We start from the raw sequence: 20,049 nt of genomic DNA on the forward strand, positions 1-20,049 counted from the left end.
CATCTGCCGCAGCACCCGCCCATGATCGAGACTGAAACGTTGGTGTCGAAACTTGACACGCCGAGCGTGAAACTGTTGCGAGATTTCTGCGATTTTTTCGCAGCAGCTTCACGCTCGGCGCAAAGGGCACTACTCGTAGATCCCCTCCAGATACCAGCGCCGCCGGCGGTAGCACAGCAGCAGCGCCCTACCGGGATCGCCGTCGAGCAGGACCTGCGCCCGGGCGGTGCGGCCCTTGGCCCGCTGCGGATCCCACCAGCGTTCGTCGACCGGCCAGGGGCCGGACCACCAGCACAGCCGGTCGTCGCGGCCGCGGGCGGTCAGTCGCGCCGGGTCGGCGGAGAACAGTCCGCGGCTGGTCACCCGCACCGGATTACCCTGCGTGTCAAGCAATTCCACTGGATCATCGACCAACACTGTCGGCGAGGGCTCCGGCAGCTGACCCGGCCATGGCTGACGCGGGTCGGCCTGCGGCACCGGCTCGTCGCCCAGCGGCGTGAAGGTGATGCGTTCGGCCGGCCCACGTCCGCCGGACAGTACCGGCACCTGCACCGCCTCCGGCCCCAGCAGGCCCTGCACCCGGACCAGCGCCCGGCGGGCCCGCAACCGGTCGTCGTCGCCGAGTCCACCCCATAACGGCAACTGCAGCGCCCCAGCCGAGATCACCTCCACCGCCTGCAGCCGCAGCAGCGTCACCGGCGCGGTGGGGCGCTCGTCGGCGGTCCGCTTGTTCAACCACCCGTCCAGCTGCCAACGCACCCGGTCGGCGGTGGCGTCCTCGGTCAACGGCTCGGCGCAACGCCACACCCGTTGCAGCTCTTCGCCGTTGGCGGTGACGGCGTGAATGGCCAGCTTGGTGCATCCCACCCCGGCGCCCATCAACGTCTGATGCAGCGTGCCGGCCAACGAGCGGCCGGCGAAGGCTGCGGCGTCGACCCGATCGATCGGCGGGTCGCAGTGCAGTACGGCATCGAATTCCTGCGGTAACTCCCGCCCGGATGGTCCACGCTCCGGCTCGCCGCGGGCAAACCGGTGCGCGGTCACCGCATCGGTACCGAACCTCGACGCCACGTCGGTACGCGACAAGGTAGCGAACTGCCCAATCGTGCGAATCCCCATCCGCCACAACAGGTCCGCCAGGTCGTCGCGGCCGGGACCGGACAGGCTGGGCTCGGTGGCGAGCTGGCGGATCGACAACACCGACAGGAACCGCGCGTCGTGTCCGGGTTGCACGACTCGACCCGCACGGGCAGCGAAGACCGCAGTGGACAACTGGTCGGCGATTCCGGCCTGACATTCGGCGCCGGCGGCGGCCACCGCGTCGATCAGCCGCTCGGCTGCAGCCTGTTCGGACCCGAAGAAGCGGGCCGCCCCGCGCACCGGCACCACCACCAGCCCGGGCCGCAGCACCTCGGCTCGCGGCACCAAATCGTCGATCGCGGCGACGATGCCTTCGAAGAAGCGGGCGTCGCGATCGGCGTCGGCGGCCACCACGTGCAGTTGCGGGCAGCGCGCAGCCGCTTCCCGTCGCCGCAGCGCGCGTCGTACCCCCGCCGCACGGGCGGCCGACGAACAGGCGATCACCCGGTTGGCCAGGGTGACCGCGACCGGCGCCGTCGCGGGCAGGCCGGCCGCGGCCGCCGCCGCCACCGACGGCCAATCCATACACCAGATCGCCAGCACTCGGGAGGCCATCGGACTATCCCGCCCGTATCCGCCCAACCATTCGCCCCCGCCCGCCTACCCGGCTGATCTGGAGCCGCACCTCCCCGATCCGGCCAAAACCTGGTACGCCGGTCTCATAACCGCAGACCCGAGCCTCCAGCCGCATCGACGCTCCCTGCCAGTCGCCGTCGGTGACCAGTAGCGTGCAGCCCTTCTGATGCGCGCGGGCCACCACCGCTCGCGCCCGGGTCAACGGCACCGAGCGTCCACCCAGCCCGAGGACCACCAGATCCATCCCGTCCATCAGCACCGCGGCCACCTCGACCGGGTCGGTTCCGGCATCTGGTATCACCGCGAGGCGGCTCAGGTCCGCCCCCATCTCCACGGCGGCCAGCAGTCCGATATTCGGTTGGCCGACGATCGCCGCGTTGCCGCCGTCGGCCGTCACCGCGGCCACCATGCTCAGCGGCAGCGACCGTGCCCCCGACAGCACCGCCACCGTTCCCCGGGGCAACGCGTCGGGCAGCACATCGGCCAGCAACGGCGGGACCGGCAGTCTGGCCTCCGACTCCGCCGGCCGCCCGGAGCCGACCTTCCCCGACACCGCCGCCATCTGCCGGCGCAGCAGTTTCAGCTGCTCAGCGCGGTCATCAACGGCAGCGGTCGGCATAAATCCCTCACGTTCTCGAATGTATGTTCGATATCGATGAGTCAACACCTGCCCACCGACAACCGTCAAGCGGCTCGTGAACGTGCACAAATCCGGCTATTCGCGCGGCGTGTCGGCCGGGGACACGCACACTCGCCGCAAAAGTGGGCTTACTCCCACTCGATGGTGCCGGGCGGCTTACTGGTGACGTCGAGCACCACCCGGTTGACCTCGACGACCTCGTTGGTGATCCGGGTGGAAATGCGCTCCAGCACCTCGTAGGGCACCCGTGTCCAGTCGGCGGTCATGGCGTCCTCGCTGGACACCGGCCGCAGCACGATCGGGTGCCCGTAGGTGCGGCCATCGCCCTGCACGCCCACCGAGCGAACGTCGGCCAGCAGCACTACCGGGCACTGCCAGATCTGGGTATCCAGGCCAGCCGCGGTCAACTCCTCGCGCGCGATCGCATCGGCGCGCCGCAGCGTCTCCAGCCGCGCCGCGGTGACCTCGCCGACAATTCGAATCCCCAGCCCCGGGCCCGGAAAGGGTTGGCGCGCAACGATTTCCTCCGGCAGCCCCAACTCTCGCCCGACCGCGCGCACCTCGTCTTTGAACAGCAGCCGCAACGGCTCGACGAGTTTGAACTTCAAATCATCGGGCAACCCGCCGACATTGTGGTGGCTTTTGATGTTGGCGGCGCCGCTGCCGCCACCGGACTCCACCACGTCCGGATACAGCGTGCCCTGCACCAGGAAGTCAATCGCTCCCCCAGAAGCACGGCCGCCCAATACATCCCGCACCGCACCTTCGAAGGCCCGGATGAACTGGCGGCCGATGATCTTGCGCTTGCCTTCGGGGTTGGTCACTCCCGCCAGCGCCTCGAGGAAGGTCTGCGCCGCGTCGACGGTGACCAGGTTGGCGCCGGTGGCGGCCACGAAGTCGCGCTGTACCTGCGCGCGCTCGCCGGCACGCAGCAGCCCGTGGTCGACGAAGACACAGGTTAGCCGGTCACCAATGGCGCGCTGCACCAAGGCCGCGGCCACCGCCGAATCGACCCCGCCGGACAACCCGCAGATCGCATGGCCGTCGCCGATCTGCTCGGCCACCTGCTCGACCAGCGCGCTGGCGATGTTGGCCGGCGTCCAGTCCGCACCGATGCCGGCGAAGTCGTGCAGGAAGCGGCTGAGCACCTGCTGCCCGTGCGGGGTGTGCAGCACTTCGGGGTGGTACTGCACGCCGGCCAGCCGCCGGGCCCGGTCCTCGAAGCCAGCGACCGGCGAACTGGCGCTGGTGGCCACCACCTCGAATCCATCCGGTGCGGCGGTGACGGCGTCACGATGACTCATCCAAACCGGCTGGTTATCGGGCAGGTCCGAATGCAATTCGCCGCCAAGGACTTTCAGTTGGGTCCGGCCGTATTCACTGGTCCCGGTGGGCGCGACGGTGCCGCCGAGCGCCTGAGCCATGGCCTGGAACCCGTAGCAGATCCCGAATACCGGCAGCCCCAGCTCGAACAGCGCCGGATCGAGTTGCGGCGCCTGTTCGGCATAGACGCTGGCCGGCCCGCCGGAGAGCACCAGCGCCTGCGGGTCGCGGGCCTTGATCTCCTCGACCGAGGCGGTATGCGGAACGACTTCGGAGAACACCCGGGCCTCGCGCACCCGGCGGGCGATCAACTGGGCATACTGCGCTCCGAAGTCAACGACCAACACAGGACGAGGCGATGCTGACTGCACCGGCACAGTCTAATGAGCGGCCCTCGGCGAAACGCTGCCTGCCGATCACCGGCATGCTGAAGTGGTAGTGCCCCCACTGAAAGGAGAGGTCTGCTGTGCTGGGTCTGCCGGAAAAGGTGCATGCGTGTCTGTTCGATCTCGACGGTGTACTCACCGACACCGCCAGTGTGCACACCAAAGCCTGGAAGACCATGTTCGACGACTACCTTCGCCGGCGGTCGGAGCGCACCGGTGAGGAATTCGTCCCGTTCGACCCGGCCACCGACTACCGGCAGTACGTGGACGGCAAAAAACGCGAGGACGGTGTCCGGTCCTTTCTGGACAGCCGCGGCATCGAATTGCCTGAGGGCGGCCCCGACGATCCCGATGACGCCGAGACCGTGCACGGCCTGGGCAACCGCAAAAACGAGGCGTTCCAGCAGACCCTGCACGATGACGGTGTCGACGTGTTCGACGGGTCGCGCCGCTACCTGGAAGCGGTGGCCTCCGCCGGCCTGGCGGTGGCGGTGGTGTCGTCCAGTGCCAATACCCGCGAGGTGCTCGAAGTCACCGGCCTGGAGCGGTTCGTCCAGCAGCGCGTCGACGGGGTAACTCTGCGCGAAGAGCACATCGCGGGCAAGCCGGCCCCGGACTCGTTTCTGCGGGCGGCCGAGCTGCTGCAGGTGGACGCCGACGCGGCCGCGGTGTTCGAGGATGCGCTGTCGGGTGTGGCGGCCGGTCGCGCCGGGAACTTCGGCTTCGTAGTCGGCGTCGACCGGGTGGGACAGGCCGAGGAGTTGCGCCGCGACGGCGCCGACGTCGTCGTCACCGATCTGGCCGAGCTGCTGTCATGATCACCGACGAGGACTTCCCCGTCGAGCCCTGGCAGGTGCGCGAAACCCGGCTCGACCTGAACGTGCTGGCCCAATCGGAATCCTTGTTCGCGCTGTCCAACGGACATATCGGGTTACGCGGCAATCTCGACGAAGGCGAGCCGCATGGCCTGCCGGGCACCTATTTGAACTCGTTTTACGAAATACGGCCGCTGCCGTACGCGGAGGCCGGCTTCGGGTACCCGGAGGCCGGCCAGACGGTCGTCGACGTCACCAACGGCAAGATCCTGCGCCTGATGGTCGACGACGAGTTGTTCGACGTCCGCTACGGCGAACTGATCGCCCACGAGCGGATTCTCGACCTGAGGGCCGGGACGCTGACCCGCCACGCGCATTGGCGCTCGCCGGCCGGCAAGCAGGTGAAGGTGGTGTCCACTCGACTGGTGTCACTGGACCAGCGCAGCGTGGCGGCAATCGAGTATGTCGTCGAGGCACTCGACGAATTTGTCCGCGTGACAGTGCAATCCGAACTCGTCGCCAACGAGGACCAGCCGCAGACATCAGCCGATCCGCGGGTGTCCGCCGTGCTGGACGAACCGCTGGAGGCCGTCGACCACGAAAGCACCACCGACCACCGGGCAATGCTGATGCACCGCACCAGGGGCAGTGGACTGATGATGGCCGCGGTGATGGACCACGAGATCGAGGTCCCGGGCCGCGTTGAGGTCAGCACTGAAGCGCGTCCCGACCTGGCCAGGACGACGATCATCTGTGGGCTGCGCGCGGGCCAGAAACTGCGCATCGTCAAATATCTGGCTTACGGCTGGTCGAGTCTGCGCTCGCGGCCGGCCTTGCGTGACCAGGCGGCGGGCGCAATCACCGGCGCCCGCTATGTCGGCTGGCAGGGGCTGCTAGATGCCCAGCGTAAATATCTCGACGACTTCTGGGACAGTGCCGACGTGGAGGTCGAAGGCGACGCCGACAGTCAACAGGCGGTGCGGTTCGGGCTGTTCCACATCCTGCAGGCCAGTGCACGCGCCGAACAGCGTGCGATCCCCAGCAAGGGACTGACCGGCACCGGCTACGACGGCCACGCCTTTTGGGACACCGAGGGATTCGTTCTTCCAGTCCTGACCTACACCGCACCGCACGCCGCAGCCGATGCGCTGCGATGGCGAGCTTCGACGCTGGACCTCGCCAAGGAGCGGGCAGACGAGCTCGGCCTCGACGGCGCGGCCTTTCCCTGGCGGACCATCCGCGGCCAGGAGTGTTCGGGCTACTGGCCGGCCGGCACTGCCGCTTTTCACATCAACGCCGCCATCGCGATGGCGTTCGAGCGGTATCGCGTCGTCACCGGCGACCAGTCGCTGGAAGATGACTGCGGGTTGGCGGTGCTGATCGAAACCGCCCGGCTGTGGCGCTCGCTGGGACACCACGACCGGCATGGCGTGTGGCATCTCGACGGGGTCACCGGCCCCGACGAGTACACGGCGATCGTCCGCGACAACGTGTTCACCAATTTGATGGCGTCGCACAATCTGCGCACTGCGGCCGATGCGTGTGCCCGCCATGTCGAGGCGGCGCAGGCACAAGGTGTCAGTACCGAAGAGATGGCCGCCTGGCGCGATGCCGCCGACGCCGCGCACATCCCCTACGACGAGGACCTGGGCGTGCACCAGCAGTGTGAGGGCTTCACCACCTTCGCCGAGTGGGACTTCGAAGCAAACAACACGTACCCGCTGTTGCTACACGAACCCTATGTGCGGCTGTATCCATCGCAGGTCATCAAGCAGGCCGATCTGGTGTTGGCGATGCAGTGGCAAAGCCACGCATTCACGCCGGAGGAGAAGGCCCGCAATGTCGACTACTACGAACGGCGCACCGTGCGCGATTCGTCACTGTCGGCGTGTATCCAGGCGGTGATGTGTGCCGAGGTGGGGCATCTGGACTTGGCCCACGACTACGCCTTCGAGGCAGGGCTGATCGATCTGCGGGATCTGCACCATAACAGCCGCGACGGTCTGCACATGGCGTCGCTGGCCGGGGCGTGGATGGCGCTGGTCGCAGGATTCGGCGGGCTACGCGACGACGAGGGTATTCTCGCGCTCGACCCCGCACTGCCCGACGGCATCTCGTGTCTGCGGTTCCGGTTGCGGTGGAAGGGTTTTCGGCTCACCGTCTGCGTATCGCATGACGAGGTCATCTATACCCTGCGCGACGGGCCCGACGGTGAGTTGACAATCCGGCACGCCGGTGAAGATCTCGAGTTGTCGACCAACGAGCCGTCGACCATTGCCATCCGGCGCCGGGAACCGCTGCTGCCCACCCCGCACCAGCCGCCGAACCGTGAGCCAACGCATCGGCGCATGATCAGGTCTCAGGGACGCACCGTCAGTCCTACGACCTGACCGGCGTTCACACGAACGCGGTGATGAACGCCAGCACAGCGGCAAACCAGGCGACCAGACCGGCCAGCACACACAGCGAACCAACCGCCATCAACTTGTCGCTGCGTTCGGCGTCTCGCCCCGTCATGACCCCGACGCTTCGAGGTATTCGGCGAAACACCTCGCGCCACTGCACGCGCGACGCCGCCCGCTTGGCGCCGGTGGGATCATCGGCGGTACGACGGTGTGGTGCCACCCCCGCCCCGTTGGTGAAAAGCACGAGCCCGACGACAAACATCACGGCGCCGACGATGACGCACACCACGGCCAGCCAGAGCACTGTCCCTCCTTCATCGGCGAGGACTGTTCACTCAGCGTTGCCCCGGATGTGCCGGCTTCAAACGTCACGACTGGTCAATGCGGTTCGACGAGTCGCGCCACCTCGGCGCTGATGGCCTGCTGCAAGTCCGCGTCGGTCATCTCGCCGATGCCGGCCGCCGAGCGCAGGAAAGGCTCAAACAACCGCCAACCAAGCTGCAAGGCAACAGCATTGGCGACGGCCACCCGTGCGTCGAGTTCGCTGTCGTGTCGCGAGCGGACCCCGTCCAGCAGCTGCGACACGCCTGGAAACCGAGTCTGCAACTGGCCCACCTGATAGCCGTCGAGTAATGCCCGGGCAAGCACCCGGATGTGCCGATCGAAGGTCCGCTCCACCTCCGGCGCCGGTGCGCCGGTCTGCAGTAGCGCGGTGGTGGTTGCGCCCAGGTGGTCGAGAACCGCGCCGACCAAATTCTCCTTGCTGCCGAAGTGGCGATGCACCAGCCCGTGATTGACCTTCGACCGGGCGGCGATGTCGCGGATAGACGTCGCGGCCGGACCGCCGTCGGCGAACAGGTCGGCCGCGGCGGCCAGGATCGCCGCCACCACCTCCTCCCGCCCTACCGGCATCTGATCGCGCCGCTGTCTTGCCACTCGCGTAGTCATGTGACTACACTAACTTGTAGTCATCTGACTACAGCGACTTTCTTACTGCGATTCGAGGACAATCGAGATGACCATTCCCTCGGCTCTGGCCGTGACCAAGCTCGGCAGCCGCATCGGCGCGCGCATCGACGGCGTACAACTCGGCGGCGACCTCGACGCGTCGACAATCGAGGAGATTCACCGGGCGCTGTTGTCCCACAAGGTGATCTTTTTCCGCGGCCAACACCACCTCGATGACGCTCAACAGCTGGCTTTCGCCAAGCTGCTTGGCACCCCGGTCGGCCACCCGGCGATCAAGTACGACGACGCACCGACCATCACGCCAATCGACTCCGAATACGGCAAGGCCAACCGTTGGCACACCGACGTCACGTTCGTCCCGAATTACCCGGCCGCATCGATCCTGCGGGCAGTCACCCTGCCGAGTTACGGCGGATCGACGCTGTGGGCCTCGACCGCGGCCGCCTACACGGCGCTACCGGAACCGCTGCGACACCTTGCCGACACTCTCTGGGCGCTGCACAGCAACCGATACGACTATGCCGCGGCCGCCACCATGACCGCCGAGCAGCGGGCGCTGCGAGAGGCGTTCGAGAAGCCGGACTTCCGCACCGAGCACCCGGTGGTGCGGGTGCACCCGGAGACCGGCGAACGCACGCTGGTGGCCGGAGATTTCGTCCGTGGGTTCGTCGGGCTCGACGAGCACGAGTCACGAGTGCTGTTCGATTTGCTGCAGCGACGAATCACGGTGCCGGAGAATACGATCCGGTGGAACTGGGAGCCCGGTGACGTCGCCATGTGGGACAACCGGGCCACCCAGCACCGGGCAGTCGACGACTACGACGGCCAGCACCGGCTGATGCACCGGGTCACGTTGATGGGTGATGTTCCTGTCGACGTGCTGGGGCAGCGGAGCCGGGTGATCAGCGGTGCCCCGCTGGAAGCCGTCGCGGGTTAGCGGCCAGGCAATCTCAGCCGGCAGAACTCATCGGCTGGATCGGCAGCCAGCGCAGCGCGCCGGGCGCGTCGCCGGGCACCACGGGATGCTGCGGGGCGACCGGGTCCAGACGACGATACGGCTCACCTTGGCGCGGGCGTAGATCATTCTCGCCCTTGTTCGGCCACAGCGACGCGGCCCGCTCGGCTTGCGCGGTGATGGACAGCGACGGGTTGACACCCAGGTTGGCCGAGATGGCGGCGCCGTCGGTCACCAGCAGCGTCGGGTAGCCGTACACCCGGTGATACGGGTCGATGACGCCGTGTTCGGGGTTGTCGCCGATCACCGCGCCGCCCAGGAAGTGCGCGGTCAGCGGGATGTTGAACAGCTCTCCCCAGGTTCCGCCGGCCACCCCGTCGATCTTGGCGGCGATGCGCCGAGTGACTTCGTTGCCCACCGGAATCCAACTCGGATTGGGTTCGCCGTGCCCCTGTTTGCTGGAGTAGCGCCGGATGCCGAACCGCCCGCGCTTGGTGAACGTGGTGATCGAGTTGTCCAGGTGCTGCATGACCAAGGCGATCACCGTGCGCTCGCTCCACCGCCGGGGGTTGAGCAGCCGCAGAATGCCGCGCGGGTCTTCGCGGGCTTGATCCAGCAACTGTCGCCACCGCGGGGTGTCGGTGCCTTCCGGGCCGGGGCCATCGGTCATCAACGTCTGCAGCAACCCCATCGCATTGGAGCCCTTGCCGTAGCGGACCGGTTCGACGTGGGTGTCGGACGTCGGGTGAATCGACGACGTGATCGCAACCCCATGGGTCAGATCCAGATCGGAGCTGACTTGCAGGCGGCCGGCGCCGACGATCGACTCGGAGTTGGTGCGGGTCAACACCCCCAACCGCTCGGACAGTCGCGGCAGCTTGCCGGTATCGCGCATCTTGAACAGCAACTTCTGGGTATTGAACGTGCCGGCGGCCAGCACGAGATGCGCCGCGGTGAAGGTGCGCTTGTCTCTGCGCAACCAGCGGCCGGTGCGGGCCGTATGGACCTGCCACAGACCGTCGGCCCGCTGGTCGAAGCCGGTCACGGTTGTCATCGGATGCACTTGCGCGCCAGCGGATTCCGCGAGATACAGATAGTTTTTGACCAGTGTGTTCTTGGCGTTGTGGCGGCAGCCGGTCATGCATTCCCCGACTTCGAGGCAACCCGCGCGGGCCGGGCCCGCCCCGCCGAAGTACGGGTCGGGCACCGTCTTGCCCGGCACTTTTTGCCCGTCTGGGCCGAAGAACACCCCGACCGGGGTGGGCACAAACGTGTCACCCACGCCCATCTCGTCGGCGACCTCTTTGACGATGCGGTCGGCATCGGTGAACGTCGGGTTCTTGACCACCCCCAGCATCCGCTGCGCCTGGTCGTAATGCGGCATCAGCTCAGAACGCCAGTCGGTGATGTGTCTCCACTGCGGGTCGGCGAAGAACGGCTCCGGCGGCACGTACAAGGTGTTGGCGTAGTTCAGCGATCCGCCCCCGACGCCGGCGCCGGCCAGCACCATCACGTTGTTCAGCAGGTGGATGCGCTGGATGCCGTAGCAGCCCAGCTTCGGCGCCCACAGGAATTTGCGCAGGTTCCACGAGGTCTTGGCGAAATCCTCGTCGGCGAAGCGGCGACCCGCCTCCAGCACGCCGACCCGGTAGCCCTTTTCGGTCAATCGCAGCGCGGTGACGCTGCCGCCGAACCCCGAACCGATTATGAGAACGTCGTAATCCGGTTCCACCCGGCCAGCCTACGGCGAGCAGACGCAGAATCGCATAAAAGCCGGCGGGGTAACACGATTCTCTGTCTGTTCGCGGCGGAAGTCAGGACCCGACGGTCAGGCCGACCTTCTGGAATTCCTTGAGGTCGCAGTACCCGGCCTTGGCCATCGAACGGCGCAAACCACCGACGAGGTTCAGCGAGCCGAACGGATCGTCAGACGGGCCGCTGAGCACCTGCCGCAGCGGCGGCCGTTCACCGATGGCGACCTGCAGCAGCGCGCCGCGCGGCAGCGACGGGTGCGCCGCGGCGACCGGCCAGAACCACCCGTCGCCGAGCGCCTCGGCGGCCTCGGCCAACGGCGTGCCCAGCACCACCGCATCGGCGCCGCAGGCGATCGCCTTCGCCAGCTCGCCAGAGGTGTGGATGTCCCCGTCGGCCAGCACATGCACATAGCGGCCGCCTGTCTCGTCGAGGTATTCGCGGCGAGCCGCGGCGGCGTCGGCGATCGCGGTGGCCATCGGGACGCTGATCCCCAGCACCTCGTCGCTGGTGGTCACGCCCCGCGTCGAGCCGTAGCCGACGATGACGCCGGCGGCCCCGGTGCGCATCAGGTGCAGCGCGGTGCGATGGTCGAGCACCCCGCCGGCCACCACCGGCACGTCCAGCTCGGAGATGAACGTCTTGAGGTTGAGCGGCTCGCCGTCGCTCGCGACGCGTTCGGCGGAGATGATCGTGCCCTGGATGACCAGCAGGTCGATGCCGGCGGCCACCAGCGCCGGGGTCAGCGCCTGCGCGTTCTGCGGGCTCACCCGCACCGCGGTGGTCACGCTGGCCTCGCGAATGCGGGCCACCGCGGCGCCCAGCAGCTCGGGGTCCAGCGGCGCGGCGTGGAATTGCTGCAGCAGCCGAATCGCCGCCGACGGTTCGGGTTCTTTCGCCGCGGCTTCGACGACCTGGTCGATCTTGGCGGCCACGTCGGCGTGCCGGCCGATCAGCCCTTCGCCGTTGAGCACTCCCAATCCGCCGAGCCGGCCCAGCTCGATCGCGAATTCCGGCGACACCAGGGCATCGGTCGGGTGGGCGATGACGGGGATCTCGAACCGGTACGCGTCGAGCTGCCAGGCCGTCGACACGTCCTGCGAAGAGCGGGTGCGCCGGGACGGCACGATGTTGATGTCGTCGAGTTCGTAGGTACGACGGGCTGTGCGGCCCATGCCGATCTCGACCATGTCACGCATGAACGACCCATTCACCGCACGTAGTAGTTGGGCGCTTCGACAGTCATCGTGATGTCGTGCGGGTGGCTTTCCTTCAGGCCCGCCGCGGTGATCCGGACGAACTGCGCGTGCTGCAGGGCCTCGATCGTGGTGGCCCCGGTGTATCCCATCGCCGCACGCAGCCCGCCGGTGAGCTGGTGGATCACCGTCGACAGCGGGCCGCGGAACGGCACCCGGCCCTCGATGCCCTCGGGCACCAGCTTGTCCTCGGAGAGCACGTCGTCCTGGAAATAGCGGTCCTTGGAGTACGACTTGCCCTCGGCCCGCCCCTGCATGGCGCCCAGCGACCCCATGCCGCGGTAGCTCTTGTACTGCTTGCCGTTGACGAAGATCAGCTCGCCGGGCGACTCGGCGGTCCCGGCCAGCAGCGAGCCCAGCATGGCCGTCGACGCGCCGGCGGCCAGCGCCTTGGCGATGTCACCGGAGTACTGCAGCCCGCCGTCGGCGATCACCGGCACGCCTGCGGGCCCGCACACCGCGACGGCCTCCAGGATCGCGGTGATTTGCGGCGCCCCGACTCCGGCCACCACCCGGGTGGTGCAGATCGAGCCCGGGCCAACACCGACTTTGACCGCGTCGGCGCCGGCCTCGACCAGCGCTGCGGCCGCCGAGCGGGTGGCGACGTTGCCGCCGACCACCTCGACCCGCTCGCCGACTTCGGCCTTGAGTTTGCCGACCATGTCGAGCACCAGCCGGTTGTGGGCGTGCGCGGTGTCGACGATCAGCACGTCGGCGCCAGCGTCGACCAAGGTCATGGCACGTGTCCAGGCGTCGTCGCCGACCCCGACGGCCGCACCAACCAGCAACCGGCCGTCGCTGTCCTTGGTTGCCAGCGGGTGTTGTTCGGTCTTGACGAAATCCTTGACGGTGATCAGCCCGGTCAGCCGGCCGCGGCCGTCGACGATCGGCAGCTTCTCGATTTTGTGCCGGCGCAGCAGGCCCAGCGCCGCGTCGGCGGTGACACCTTCTTGGGCGGTGATCAGCGGGGCTTTGGTCATCACCTCGGCGACCGGCTTGGATTGGTCGACCTCAAAGCGCATGTCGCGATTGGTGATGATGCCCACCAGCGCGCCGGCATCGTCGACCACCGGCAGTCCCGAGATACGGAACCGGGCGCACATCGCGTCGACCTCGGCCAGCGTGTTGTCCGGCCGGCAGGTGACCGGATCGGTGACCATGCCCGCCTCCGACCGCTTCACGGTCTCGACTTGCCCGGCTTGTTCGGCGGCGGGCAGGTTGCGGTGCAGCACCCCCATGCCGCCGGCGCGGGCCATCGCGATCGCCATCCGCGCCTCGGTGACGGTGTCCATCGCCGAGCTGACCAACGGCACCTTGAGCCGGATTTTCTTGGTGAGCTGGCTGGAAGTATCCGCGGTGGCGGGCACCACGTCGGAGGCGGCGGGCAGCAGCAGAACGTCGTCGAAAGTCAGCCCTAGCATCGCGACCTTGTGCGGGTCGTCCCCGCCGGTGGGCACCGCATCGTCAGGCATGCCACCGACGCGGGCGGACGGGCTGACAATCAGGTCGGCGCTGCCGTCAAGACCGGACATCGATGAGGCCTCCATACGCAGGCGGAGTGAAGATTCCATCCTATCGGCTCGCCGCTTCACACTGGACTGTGGCTCGCGGACCACGGCGCGGCCGTTCGGCGGCGACCAGACCGCTGGCGCGATCCCAACCCGGCTGCGTAATGTGGAGACGTGCGCGACTACCTCCCACCGGGTTTGCCGCCCGACCCCTTTGCCGATGACCCATGCGATCCGTCGGCGGCGCTGGATGCCGTCGAGCCGGGTCAGCCACTGGATGCCCAGGAGCGGATGGCGGTCGAAGCCGACTTGGCCGACCTCGCGGTATATGAGGCACTGTTGGCGCACAAGGGTATTCGCGGTCTGGTGGTGTGCTGCGACGAATGTCAGCAGGACCACTACCACGACTGGGACATGTTGCGCGCCAACCTGTTGCAGTTGCTCGTCGACGGGACCGTCCGTCCCCATGAGCCGGCCTACGACCCGGAACCAGACGCCTACGTGACCTGGGATTACTGCCGCGGGTACGCCGATGCATCGCTCAACGAGGCGACGACGGAAACCTAACCCTCACCTGGTCCGCCGTTTTTTCCGCCACTTCCCGGAATGGGTTGTTGGCTGGTGCTTTTCGCCACTGTCGACGGCGCTTCCGTGGTTTGGGTCACACTGACCACCTGCGAGGGCGACTGAGCGGGCGCCGGCGCTGACGTTGTCGGCGTGGTCGCGTTGGCGGTCGGCGGTGCCGAGGACGACGGACTCGGCGCTGCGGTCGACGGGCTGGGCGCTGCAGCCGAAGTCCGCGCTGCCGCGGTGGACGGACTGGGCGGCGTTTGCGAGGCCGCGGTGGTCGGAGCCGACGTCGGCGTCGGGGCCGGCACCGGGCTTGCTGTGGTCGTCGGGGCCGGGGCGGTCGTGGTCGAAGCCGCGGCAGAGGACGCGACCGATGTCGGGGGTTCGGAGCTGGATGCCGAGGCGCTCACCGGGATCGTCGTGGTCGTCGCCGGTGGCACACCGGGGTCGGGCAGCGCGCTGGGCGCGACGGTCGCGTTGGGGTCGTGAGTGGCGACCTTGGCGTTCAACTGAGTCATCTGGTCGACCAGCTGCTGTTTGCGGCTAGTGTCGTTGACGGTTTGCACGCTGTCGTTGACTGCGGCGAGCTTGTCCTGCGCCTGGCTCCACTGACCTTGGTTGATCATTTGCTGGACTTGTTCCAGCTCGGTTTTGGCGGCCAGTTCGACGCGGTCGTCATGCACTGATGGCGGTTCGCCGAACAGCATCGTGTGCATCCCGTAGAGCGCGTCGCCGGGCTGCGCGTTGCCCACCAGGGCGCCGAACCCGCCCAGCGCCAGCACAGCCGCGGCCGCCGACCCGGCCAGCGCCAGGCCGCGCCGGTTGGGGGGCTGATCGGCCAGCCCGCGTTCCAGCGCCGCGATGGCCTCGGCGTCGCTGACCAAGGCGCTTGCCGGCGGCCACCTCAAGTCGTCCCGCCAGTCCGCCAGCAGCGCGGCCAGCATGTCGTCGCCGGGTTCCTCGAACTCGGGGAAATCAACGGGCTGACGTGTCGCCAGTGCGTCGAGCAGCCGATCGGTGTGCGCCAGCGCGGCCAGGTCGGGCTGGTCAAACGGGGTGCGGCCGTATTCAGACATAGTCACGTCCCGCTGCAACAATTTCGGTCTTCAACCGGGTCAGCGCACGGTGTTGTGCCACTCGGACCGCTCCCGCGCTGCTGCCGACGGCGGTGGCGGTCTCTTCGGCGCTCAGCCCGACCACGACCCGCAGAATCAGGATCTCGCGCTGCTTGTCGGGCAGGATCTCGAGCAATTCCTTCATCCGGCTCACCGAATCGGCTTCGACGGCCAGCTGCTCGGGCCCCGCGTCGATTGAGCGTCGCTCGGGAAGCGACTCGGCGGGGTAGGACAGGTCGCGGCCGGCGGCGCGGTACGTGTCAGCCACCTTGTGTGCGGCGATGCCGTACACGAAAGCCAGGAAGGGACGCCCGCGGTCTCGGTAGCGCGGCAGCGCCGTGATGGCGGCCAAGCACACCTCCTGCGCGACGTCATCGGCCGAAAGGCCGCCCCGCTCGACCGTGCCGAGGCGTGCGCGGCAGTATCGAATGACGATCGGGCGGATCGTTTCCAGCACTTCTCGAAGTGCGTCCCGATCACCTGCCACGGCGTCAGCGACAACAGCGTCGAGACGTTCTTCCTGCACTGTCATCGACGGCGATATCTCCAACGTTACGAACCGAACACAGCCCGGCACGGCGACCCAGCTAAAACCATAAGGTCCGATACGCCGTTTCCCGGTTAGCGTGCGCTCCAGGCGCCTCCGGCGTGGCGCACTTGTTCGGCCGACGTGTCGCGCATCTCGCGCAGTGCTTGGCTTGTGTGCGCGGCGCTGCCGAGGTCGACCAGCAGACAGGCCACGGCCCAGCGCAACGGCACCAGACCCAACCGGCCGGTGTCTTCCAGCGCCGCCTCACCGACTGCTCTGGCCCGATCCAGGTCGCCGGCGCTGCACAGCGCCGCGGCCAGCACCACGTCGCTTTTGGCCCGGTGTCGCGCCGATTCGGCGGCCGCCGCCCGCTTGACCGCGACTTCGGCGTGCCGGACGGCGCGCTGGCCGTCGCCGGTCGCCATCGCCAGCTCGGCAGTGACCCACGCGCGGCGCACCGCCAACCGGTGGCCGGCTGGCTCCGTCAACGGCTCCGCGCGGCTCAGCAACGCCGCCGACGCCGCGAAGCGACCGACACCCAGCGCGTCGGCGGCCAGCCCGATCAACGCGTCGGCGCCCGCTTCCGGATCGCTGCCGGCCAGCGCCAGCGCGCGCCCGTCCCAGCCGCGGGCAAGGGTGTGCCACCCGAGCTGACGCAGAAACGATGCCTGCGTACTGTGCGCCAGCGAGGCCAACCGGCCGCTCGGCGCGGCGCGGATAAGCGTCGCCAAATCGGTACGCGCGCTGCCGTAGCGGCCCTGCCCGCCCGCTGCGACCGCGCGCAGCCACAGCTGCTGCGGTGTGTCCGCGGCCGGCAGCGGCCAGTGTCCGGGCTGATCTCCGAACGCCGCGGCGGCCAGTATTGCCTCGATCTTCGAAGCGCAATGAGTATCGATCACTGTGAGCATTAGTTAAAAGTTCGTGGTTTCTTTGTTACGGCGACATTAACCCAGCGCCGATAATAATTATCGGGGTTCCCATGCCGTCGAGGCATGAACAGGCAAATCCCGGCATAGAGCACTGTCGCGGTAGCACCTGGTGCCCCCAACAATTGCATCGCGACGATGAACGCGAAGTAAATTCTCAAGGCACAGTTGGATATTCGGTCACAGAGGCCGAGATTGACGGAATTTCCGCGGTACCCATACCTTAATGTCAACGAGTAGTCATCGGCGACGTTGCTCGAATCAGCTGGCGACCTGCCTGTTCGAAAACTGGTCTCCACATGCGCACGCGGAGAGGAGTTTCCATGCCACAGCCAGAGCAACTACCGGGACCCAACGCCGATATCTGGGATTGGCAACTGCAAGGCGCTTGCCGAGGGGTGGATTCGTCGGTGTTCTTCCATCCCGACGGTGAGCGCGGCCGCGCCCGTCTGCAACGCGAACGCCGCGCCAAGGAGATGTGCCGAAGCTGCCCGGTGATCGAGCAGTGCCGCACCCACGCACTGGAGGTCGGCGAACCGTACGGCATCTGGGGCGGTCTGTCGGAGACCGAACGCGATCTGTTGCTCAAGCGCGGCCTGGGCCGCTCCCGCGGGATTCGCCGCACGGCCTAAGAGTTGACCGGATCACGGTCCAACCCGAAAACCTGCACGGCTGTTGACTTTCCCTTCAGGGCGTGAGATCCCCTGTCGATCAGTCCGAGTGGCCGGGGAACCAGGGCGTCGACTGACTGCTGGGTGAGCAGAATCGCGTCACCGGTGGCCTTGGTGAGCTGCTCGACGCGGGCAGCGACGTTGACGGTGTCGCCGATCAGGGTGAACTCGAGCTTGCCAACGGCACCGATGGTTCCGGCGATCACTTTTCCGGTGTTGATGCCGATGCCGATGCGAAGCGCGCCGTCGAAGCGCGCGGCGACGAGGCGCTGAATCAGTACAGCGGCGCTCAGCGCTGCGCCGGCATGATCGGCGAGGTCATTCGGGGCGCCGAAGACGGCCAGCGCGCCGTCGCCGAGGAACTTGTTGACGTGTCCGCCGGCGTCGACGACGGCGGGCACCACGATCTCGAACAAGGCGTTGAGGCGGGCGACGGTGTCCTCGGCGGTGTTCGTCTCGGCGAACGGGGTGAAGTCGCGGATGTCGACGAACATCACGGTCACCTCGCGGCGCTCACCGGTGAAGACGTCGTCGCCCTGCTGAAGCAACCGCGCCGCCAACGCCGGATCGACGTAGGTGCCGAACGCGCCCTGGAGTCGCTGTCGCTCGGCGAGGCCGGCCTGCATGCGGTTGAACGATGCTGCAAGCGCGCCCAGGTCGCTGTCCTGGACCACTGGCAAACGGCGGCTGTAGTCACCGGCCGCGACGCGTTTCGTGGCCTCGGCAAGGTCGCGAATCGGCTGCAACGACGGCACGAAGACACCGCCGATCGTTATCGGCACCCCCAAGCCGAGCGTCAACGCGCAGCCGATCACGACCCACAGCACCGGGTCCTGGCTGGCTCGGTCGAAGACAGCCGCCAGCATCGCACCCGCGATGGAGAACCCGAATGCGACCGCGACTGCGGATACGTTCGACCACGTCGCGAAGGTAGGGCGAGAGCGAGGCAACGCGTCGCCGATGCCGCTGTCACCGCTAAGGGCGGCCCGTACCGGCCGCATCGGCGTTTCCGGCACACTGTGCACCCCGACCAGATGGGAGCCGGCCCCGAGAGCGGCACCCACGACCGCATACTGGAGCAGTCGCAGTCCGTGTGCGCCGGCCAGGCTTCCGACGAGGACCGACAACAGGGTCGCGCACACCGAGATGACCGCCAGCCCTCGGACAACGGCACGGCGGGACCAGGCGTAGGTGGCCTCCAGTGCCGTCGCTGCATCGACCTCGTCACCCGCAGCCCATCGCTGGATGACCCGCCATGCGCCACGACCAGGCAACACCAGCCCGTAGGCGAGCACCAGCATGGTGACGCCGGTGGCGGCGGACGCTGCGAGGTAGCGACTGGAGTTCTCGAAAGCCACGATGGCGAACGACAAAGTGAGGTAGATCGGCACCGGTACCACGATCGCGACCGCGAAGGACACCCATGAGTACCTCGCTCCGTAGCGATCCCATGCCCACTGGCAGAAGCGGTCCATGGTGCGAGATTAAACGTAAACGCCACTGAGCTGCGGCTATTCGTCGAGCTGCCCGGTTGGCCGCGCCATTATGCGTCGACCAGCGGCCTGAGTGTCTCGCCCATCTTGGTGATGACACCGGGTGTGTGACGGTGTGTCGGAAGATTGATGATCACGCCATCTATGCCGGGGTCAAGCACCCGCCGTTTGATCTCGTCGGCTACTTGATCGGGCGTGCCGGTGACCGCCCGGCCACTGCGCGCCTCGCCGATATCGCGGGGTGCATCGTAACCGTCGAGCACCACCGTCAGCAGGCAGCTGGTTTCCAAAGTCTTTGGATCCCGGTCTATTTCGGCGCAGCGTTGCCGGAGGGCCGCCAGCTTGGCGGGCAGCTCGGAGATGCCGGCAATGATGTTGAGATGGTCGGCGTAGCGGGCGGCCAGCCGGAACGTCTTCTTCTCACCGCCGCCGCCGAGCATGACCGGAATATGGTCTCGATAGCGGGGCTCGTTTATCGCGTTCTCGGTGTGATACCACTTCCCGGAGAAGCTCGGCCGCTCGCCGTGCAACATCGGAACGATGATCTGCAACGCCTCCTCGAGTTTTTCGAAACGCTCCGTGAACGTGTCGAACTCGAAGCCCAGCTGTCGATGCTCCAGCTCGAACCAGCCCGCGCCGAGACCCAAGATGGCACGCCCCGCGCTGACAACGTCCAGCGTCGTTATTGTCTTGGCGAGCAACGTCGGGTTGCGATAGGTGTTGCCGGTCACCAAGGTTGACAGGTTGACCCGCTCGGTTGCCGTGGCCAAAGCGCCCAGCGCGGTGTAGGCCTCCAGCATGGGTTCGTCGGGTTCGCCCAGTCCCGGCAATTGATAGAAGTGGTCCATCAGCAGGACGGTGTCGAATCCGGCGGCCTCTGCCTCCTGTGCCTGGGCCGTGACAGCGGGAAACAGTTCGGCGACTGACGTGCCATAGGAAAAGTTGGGAATCTGCAATCCGAGTCGAATAGTCATGCCGAAGTGCAACAGCGGCCGACGCGGTTGTAATTCCGTAGTCCAC

Annotated in this window: 18 protein-coding genes; 5 read left to right on the plus strand and 13 right to left on the minus strand. The window is 67.4% G+C overall.

What is annotated here, in order from left to right:
* Nucleotides 1–129: 129 nt before the first annotated feature.
* From AC5Y5W_RS14885 to guaA, 3 genes are all read right to left on the minus strand, one after another.
* Nucleotides 130–1,695, minus strand: a complete 1,566-nt coding sequence (locus tag AC5Y5W_RS14885; RefSeq protein WP_500010818.1) for a DNA polymerase Y family protein — start codon at nucleotides 1,693–1,695, stop codon at nucleotides 130–132.
* Nucleotides 1,696–1,699: 4 nt separating this feature from the next.
* Nucleotides 1,700–2,335 (minus strand): DnaE2-dependent mutagenesis accessory factor ImuA', encoded by a 636-nt coding sequence (imuA', locus tag AC5Y5W_RS14890; protein ID WP_500010820.1) that lies wholly within the window; start codon nucleotides 2,333–2,335, stop codon nucleotides 1,700–1,702.
* A gap of 149 nt (nucleotides 2,336–2,484) precedes the next feature.
* Nucleotides 2,485–4,050 (minus strand): glutamine-hydrolyzing GMP synthase, encoded by a 1,566-nt coding sequence (guaA, locus tag AC5Y5W_RS14895; protein WP_500010822.1) that lies wholly within the window; start codon nucleotides 4,048–4,050, stop codon nucleotides 2,485–2,487.
* A 95-nt stretch (nucleotides 4,051–4,145) separates the two neighbouring features.
* On the opposite strand from guaA, the gene AC5Y5W_RS14900 reads away from it, so the two are divergent.
* Complete coding sequence (locus AC5Y5W_RS14900) at nucleotides 4,146–4,883, plus strand: beta-phosphoglucomutase family hydrolase (protein ID WP_500010823.1); 738 nt, start codon at nucleotides 4,146–4,148, stop codon at nucleotides 4,881–4,883.
* Entirely contained in the window at nucleotides 4,880–7,270 is a 2,391-nt protein-coding gene (locus tag AC5Y5W_RS14905) for a glycoside hydrolase family 65 protein (protein WP_500010824.1), read from the plus strand. Before AC5Y5W_RS14900 ends, AC5Y5W_RS14905 begins: the two co-directional genes overlap by 4 nt.
* 7 nt (nucleotides 7,271–7,277) lie before the next feature.
* On the opposite strand, the gene AC5Y5W_RS14910 is transcribed toward AC5Y5W_RS14905, so the two are convergent.
* Together AC5Y5W_RS14910 and AC5Y5W_RS14915 are read right to left on the minus strand one after the other, a co-directional pair.
* The gene (locus AC5Y5W_RS14910; RefSeq protein ID WP_500010825.1) at nucleotides 7,278–7,589 is read right to left on the minus strand and encodes a hypothetical protein; all 312 of its coding nucleotides are present in this window, start codon (nucleotides 7,587–7,589) and stop codon (nucleotides 7,278–7,280) included.
* A gap of 74 nt (nucleotides 7,590–7,663) precedes the next feature.
* Nucleotides 7,664–8,233: a TetR/AcrR family transcriptional regulator gene (locus AC5Y5W_RS14915; protein ID WP_500010826.1), complete on the minus strand. Its 570-nt coding sequence runs from the start codon at nucleotides 8,231–8,233 to the stop codon at nucleotides 7,664–7,666.
* A 67-nt stretch (nucleotides 8,234–8,300) separates the two neighbouring features.
* Between AC5Y5W_RS14915 and AC5Y5W_RS14920 the strand changes: the two genes are divergently transcribed.
* Nucleotides 8,301–9,191, plus strand: a complete 891-nt coding sequence (locus AC5Y5W_RS14920) for a TauD/TfdA dioxygenase family protein (RefSeq protein ID WP_500010827.1) — start codon at nucleotides 8,301–8,303, stop codon at nucleotides 9,189–9,191.
* Between the two features lie 13 nt (nucleotides 9,192–9,204).
* Here AC5Y5W_RS14920 and AC5Y5W_RS14925 read toward each other — a convergent pair whose 3' ends face one another.
* From AC5Y5W_RS14925 to guaB, 3 genes are all read right to left on the minus strand, one after another.
* Entirely contained in the window at nucleotides 9,205–10,941 is a 1,737-nt protein-coding gene (locus AC5Y5W_RS14925) for a GMC oxidoreductase (protein WP_500010828.1), read from the minus strand.
* 82 nt (nucleotides 10,942–11,023) lie between these two features.
* The gene (locus AC5Y5W_RS14930) at nucleotides 11,024–12,151 is read right to left on the minus strand and encodes a GuaB3 family IMP dehydrogenase-related protein (RefSeq protein ID WP_500010977.1); all 1,128 of its coding nucleotides are present in this window, start codon (nucleotides 12,149–12,151) and stop codon (nucleotides 11,024–11,026) included.
* Between the two features lie 20 nt (nucleotides 12,152–12,171).
* Nucleotides 12,172–13,749 (minus strand): IMP dehydrogenase, encoded by a 1,578-nt coding sequence (gene guaB / locus AC5Y5W_RS14935; protein WP_500010829.1) that lies wholly within the window; start codon nucleotides 13,747–13,749, stop codon nucleotides 12,172–12,174.
* A gap of 150 nt (nucleotides 13,750–13,899) precedes the next feature.
* Here guaB and AC5Y5W_RS14940 point away from each other — a divergent pair, with 150 nt between their 5' ends.
* Nucleotides 13,900–14,292 (plus strand): DUF5319 domain-containing protein, encoded by a 393-nt coding sequence (locus tag AC5Y5W_RS14940; RefSeq protein WP_499888137.1) that lies wholly within the window; start codon nucleotides 13,900–13,902, stop codon nucleotides 14,290–14,292.
* Here the strand turns inward: AC5Y5W_RS14940 and AC5Y5W_RS14945 are convergent.
* The 3 genes from AC5Y5W_RS14945 to AC5Y5W_RS14955 all read right to left on the minus strand — a co-directional run bounded on the left by AC5Y5W_RS14945 (nucleotide 14,289) and on the right by AC5Y5W_RS14955 (nucleotide 16,847).
* Nucleotides 14,289–15,371, minus strand: a complete 1,083-nt coding sequence (locus AC5Y5W_RS14945; RefSeq protein WP_500010830.1) for an anti-sigma-D factor RsdA — start codon at nucleotides 15,369–15,371, stop codon at nucleotides 14,289–14,291. The two genes, AC5Y5W_RS14940 and AC5Y5W_RS14945, sit on opposite strands and share 4 nt — an antisense overlap.
* Nucleotides 15,364–15,942 (minus strand): sigma-70 family RNA polymerase sigma factor, encoded by a 579-nt coding sequence (locus AC5Y5W_RS14950; protein ID WP_500010832.1) that lies wholly within the window; start codon nucleotides 15,940–15,942, stop codon nucleotides 15,364–15,366. The genes AC5Y5W_RS14945 and AC5Y5W_RS14950 overlap by 8 nt, the downstream gene beginning before the upstream one ends.
* An 89-nt stretch (nucleotides 15,943–16,031) precedes the next feature.
* Nucleotides 16,032–16,847, minus strand: coding sequence for a hypothetical protein (locus AC5Y5W_RS14955; RefSeq protein WP_500010833.1), 816 nt, complete (start codon nucleotides 16,845–16,847; stop codon nucleotides 16,032–16,034).
* A gap of 341 nt (nucleotides 16,848–17,188) precedes the next feature.
* On the opposite strand from AC5Y5W_RS14955, the gene AC5Y5W_RS14960 reads away from it, so the two are divergent.
* Nucleotides 17,189–17,497, plus strand: a complete 309-nt coding sequence (locus tag AC5Y5W_RS14960; protein ID WP_500010834.1) for a WhiB family transcriptional regulator — start codon at nucleotides 17,189–17,191, stop codon at nucleotides 17,495–17,497.
* Here AC5Y5W_RS14960 and AC5Y5W_RS14965 read toward each other — a convergent pair.
* Both AC5Y5W_RS14965 and AC5Y5W_RS14970 read right to left on the minus strand, forming a co-directional pair.
* Nucleotides 17,494–19,011, minus strand: a complete 1,518-nt coding sequence (locus AC5Y5W_RS14965) for an adenylate/guanylate cyclase domain-containing protein (RefSeq protein WP_500010836.1) — start codon at nucleotides 19,009–19,011, stop codon at nucleotides 17,494–17,496. The two genes, AC5Y5W_RS14960 and AC5Y5W_RS14965, sit on opposite strands and share 4 nt — an antisense overlap.
* A gap of 68 nt (nucleotides 19,012–19,079) precedes the next feature.
* Nucleotides 19,080–20,003, minus strand: a complete 924-nt coding sequence (locus AC5Y5W_RS14970; RefSeq protein ID WP_500010838.1) for an LLM class F420-dependent oxidoreductase — start codon at nucleotides 20,001–20,003, stop codon at nucleotides 19,080–19,082.
* Between the last annotated feature and the right edge of the window lie 46 nt (nucleotides 20,004–20,049).

Source organism: Mycobacterium sp. NGS51 (genome assembly GCF_059812525.1).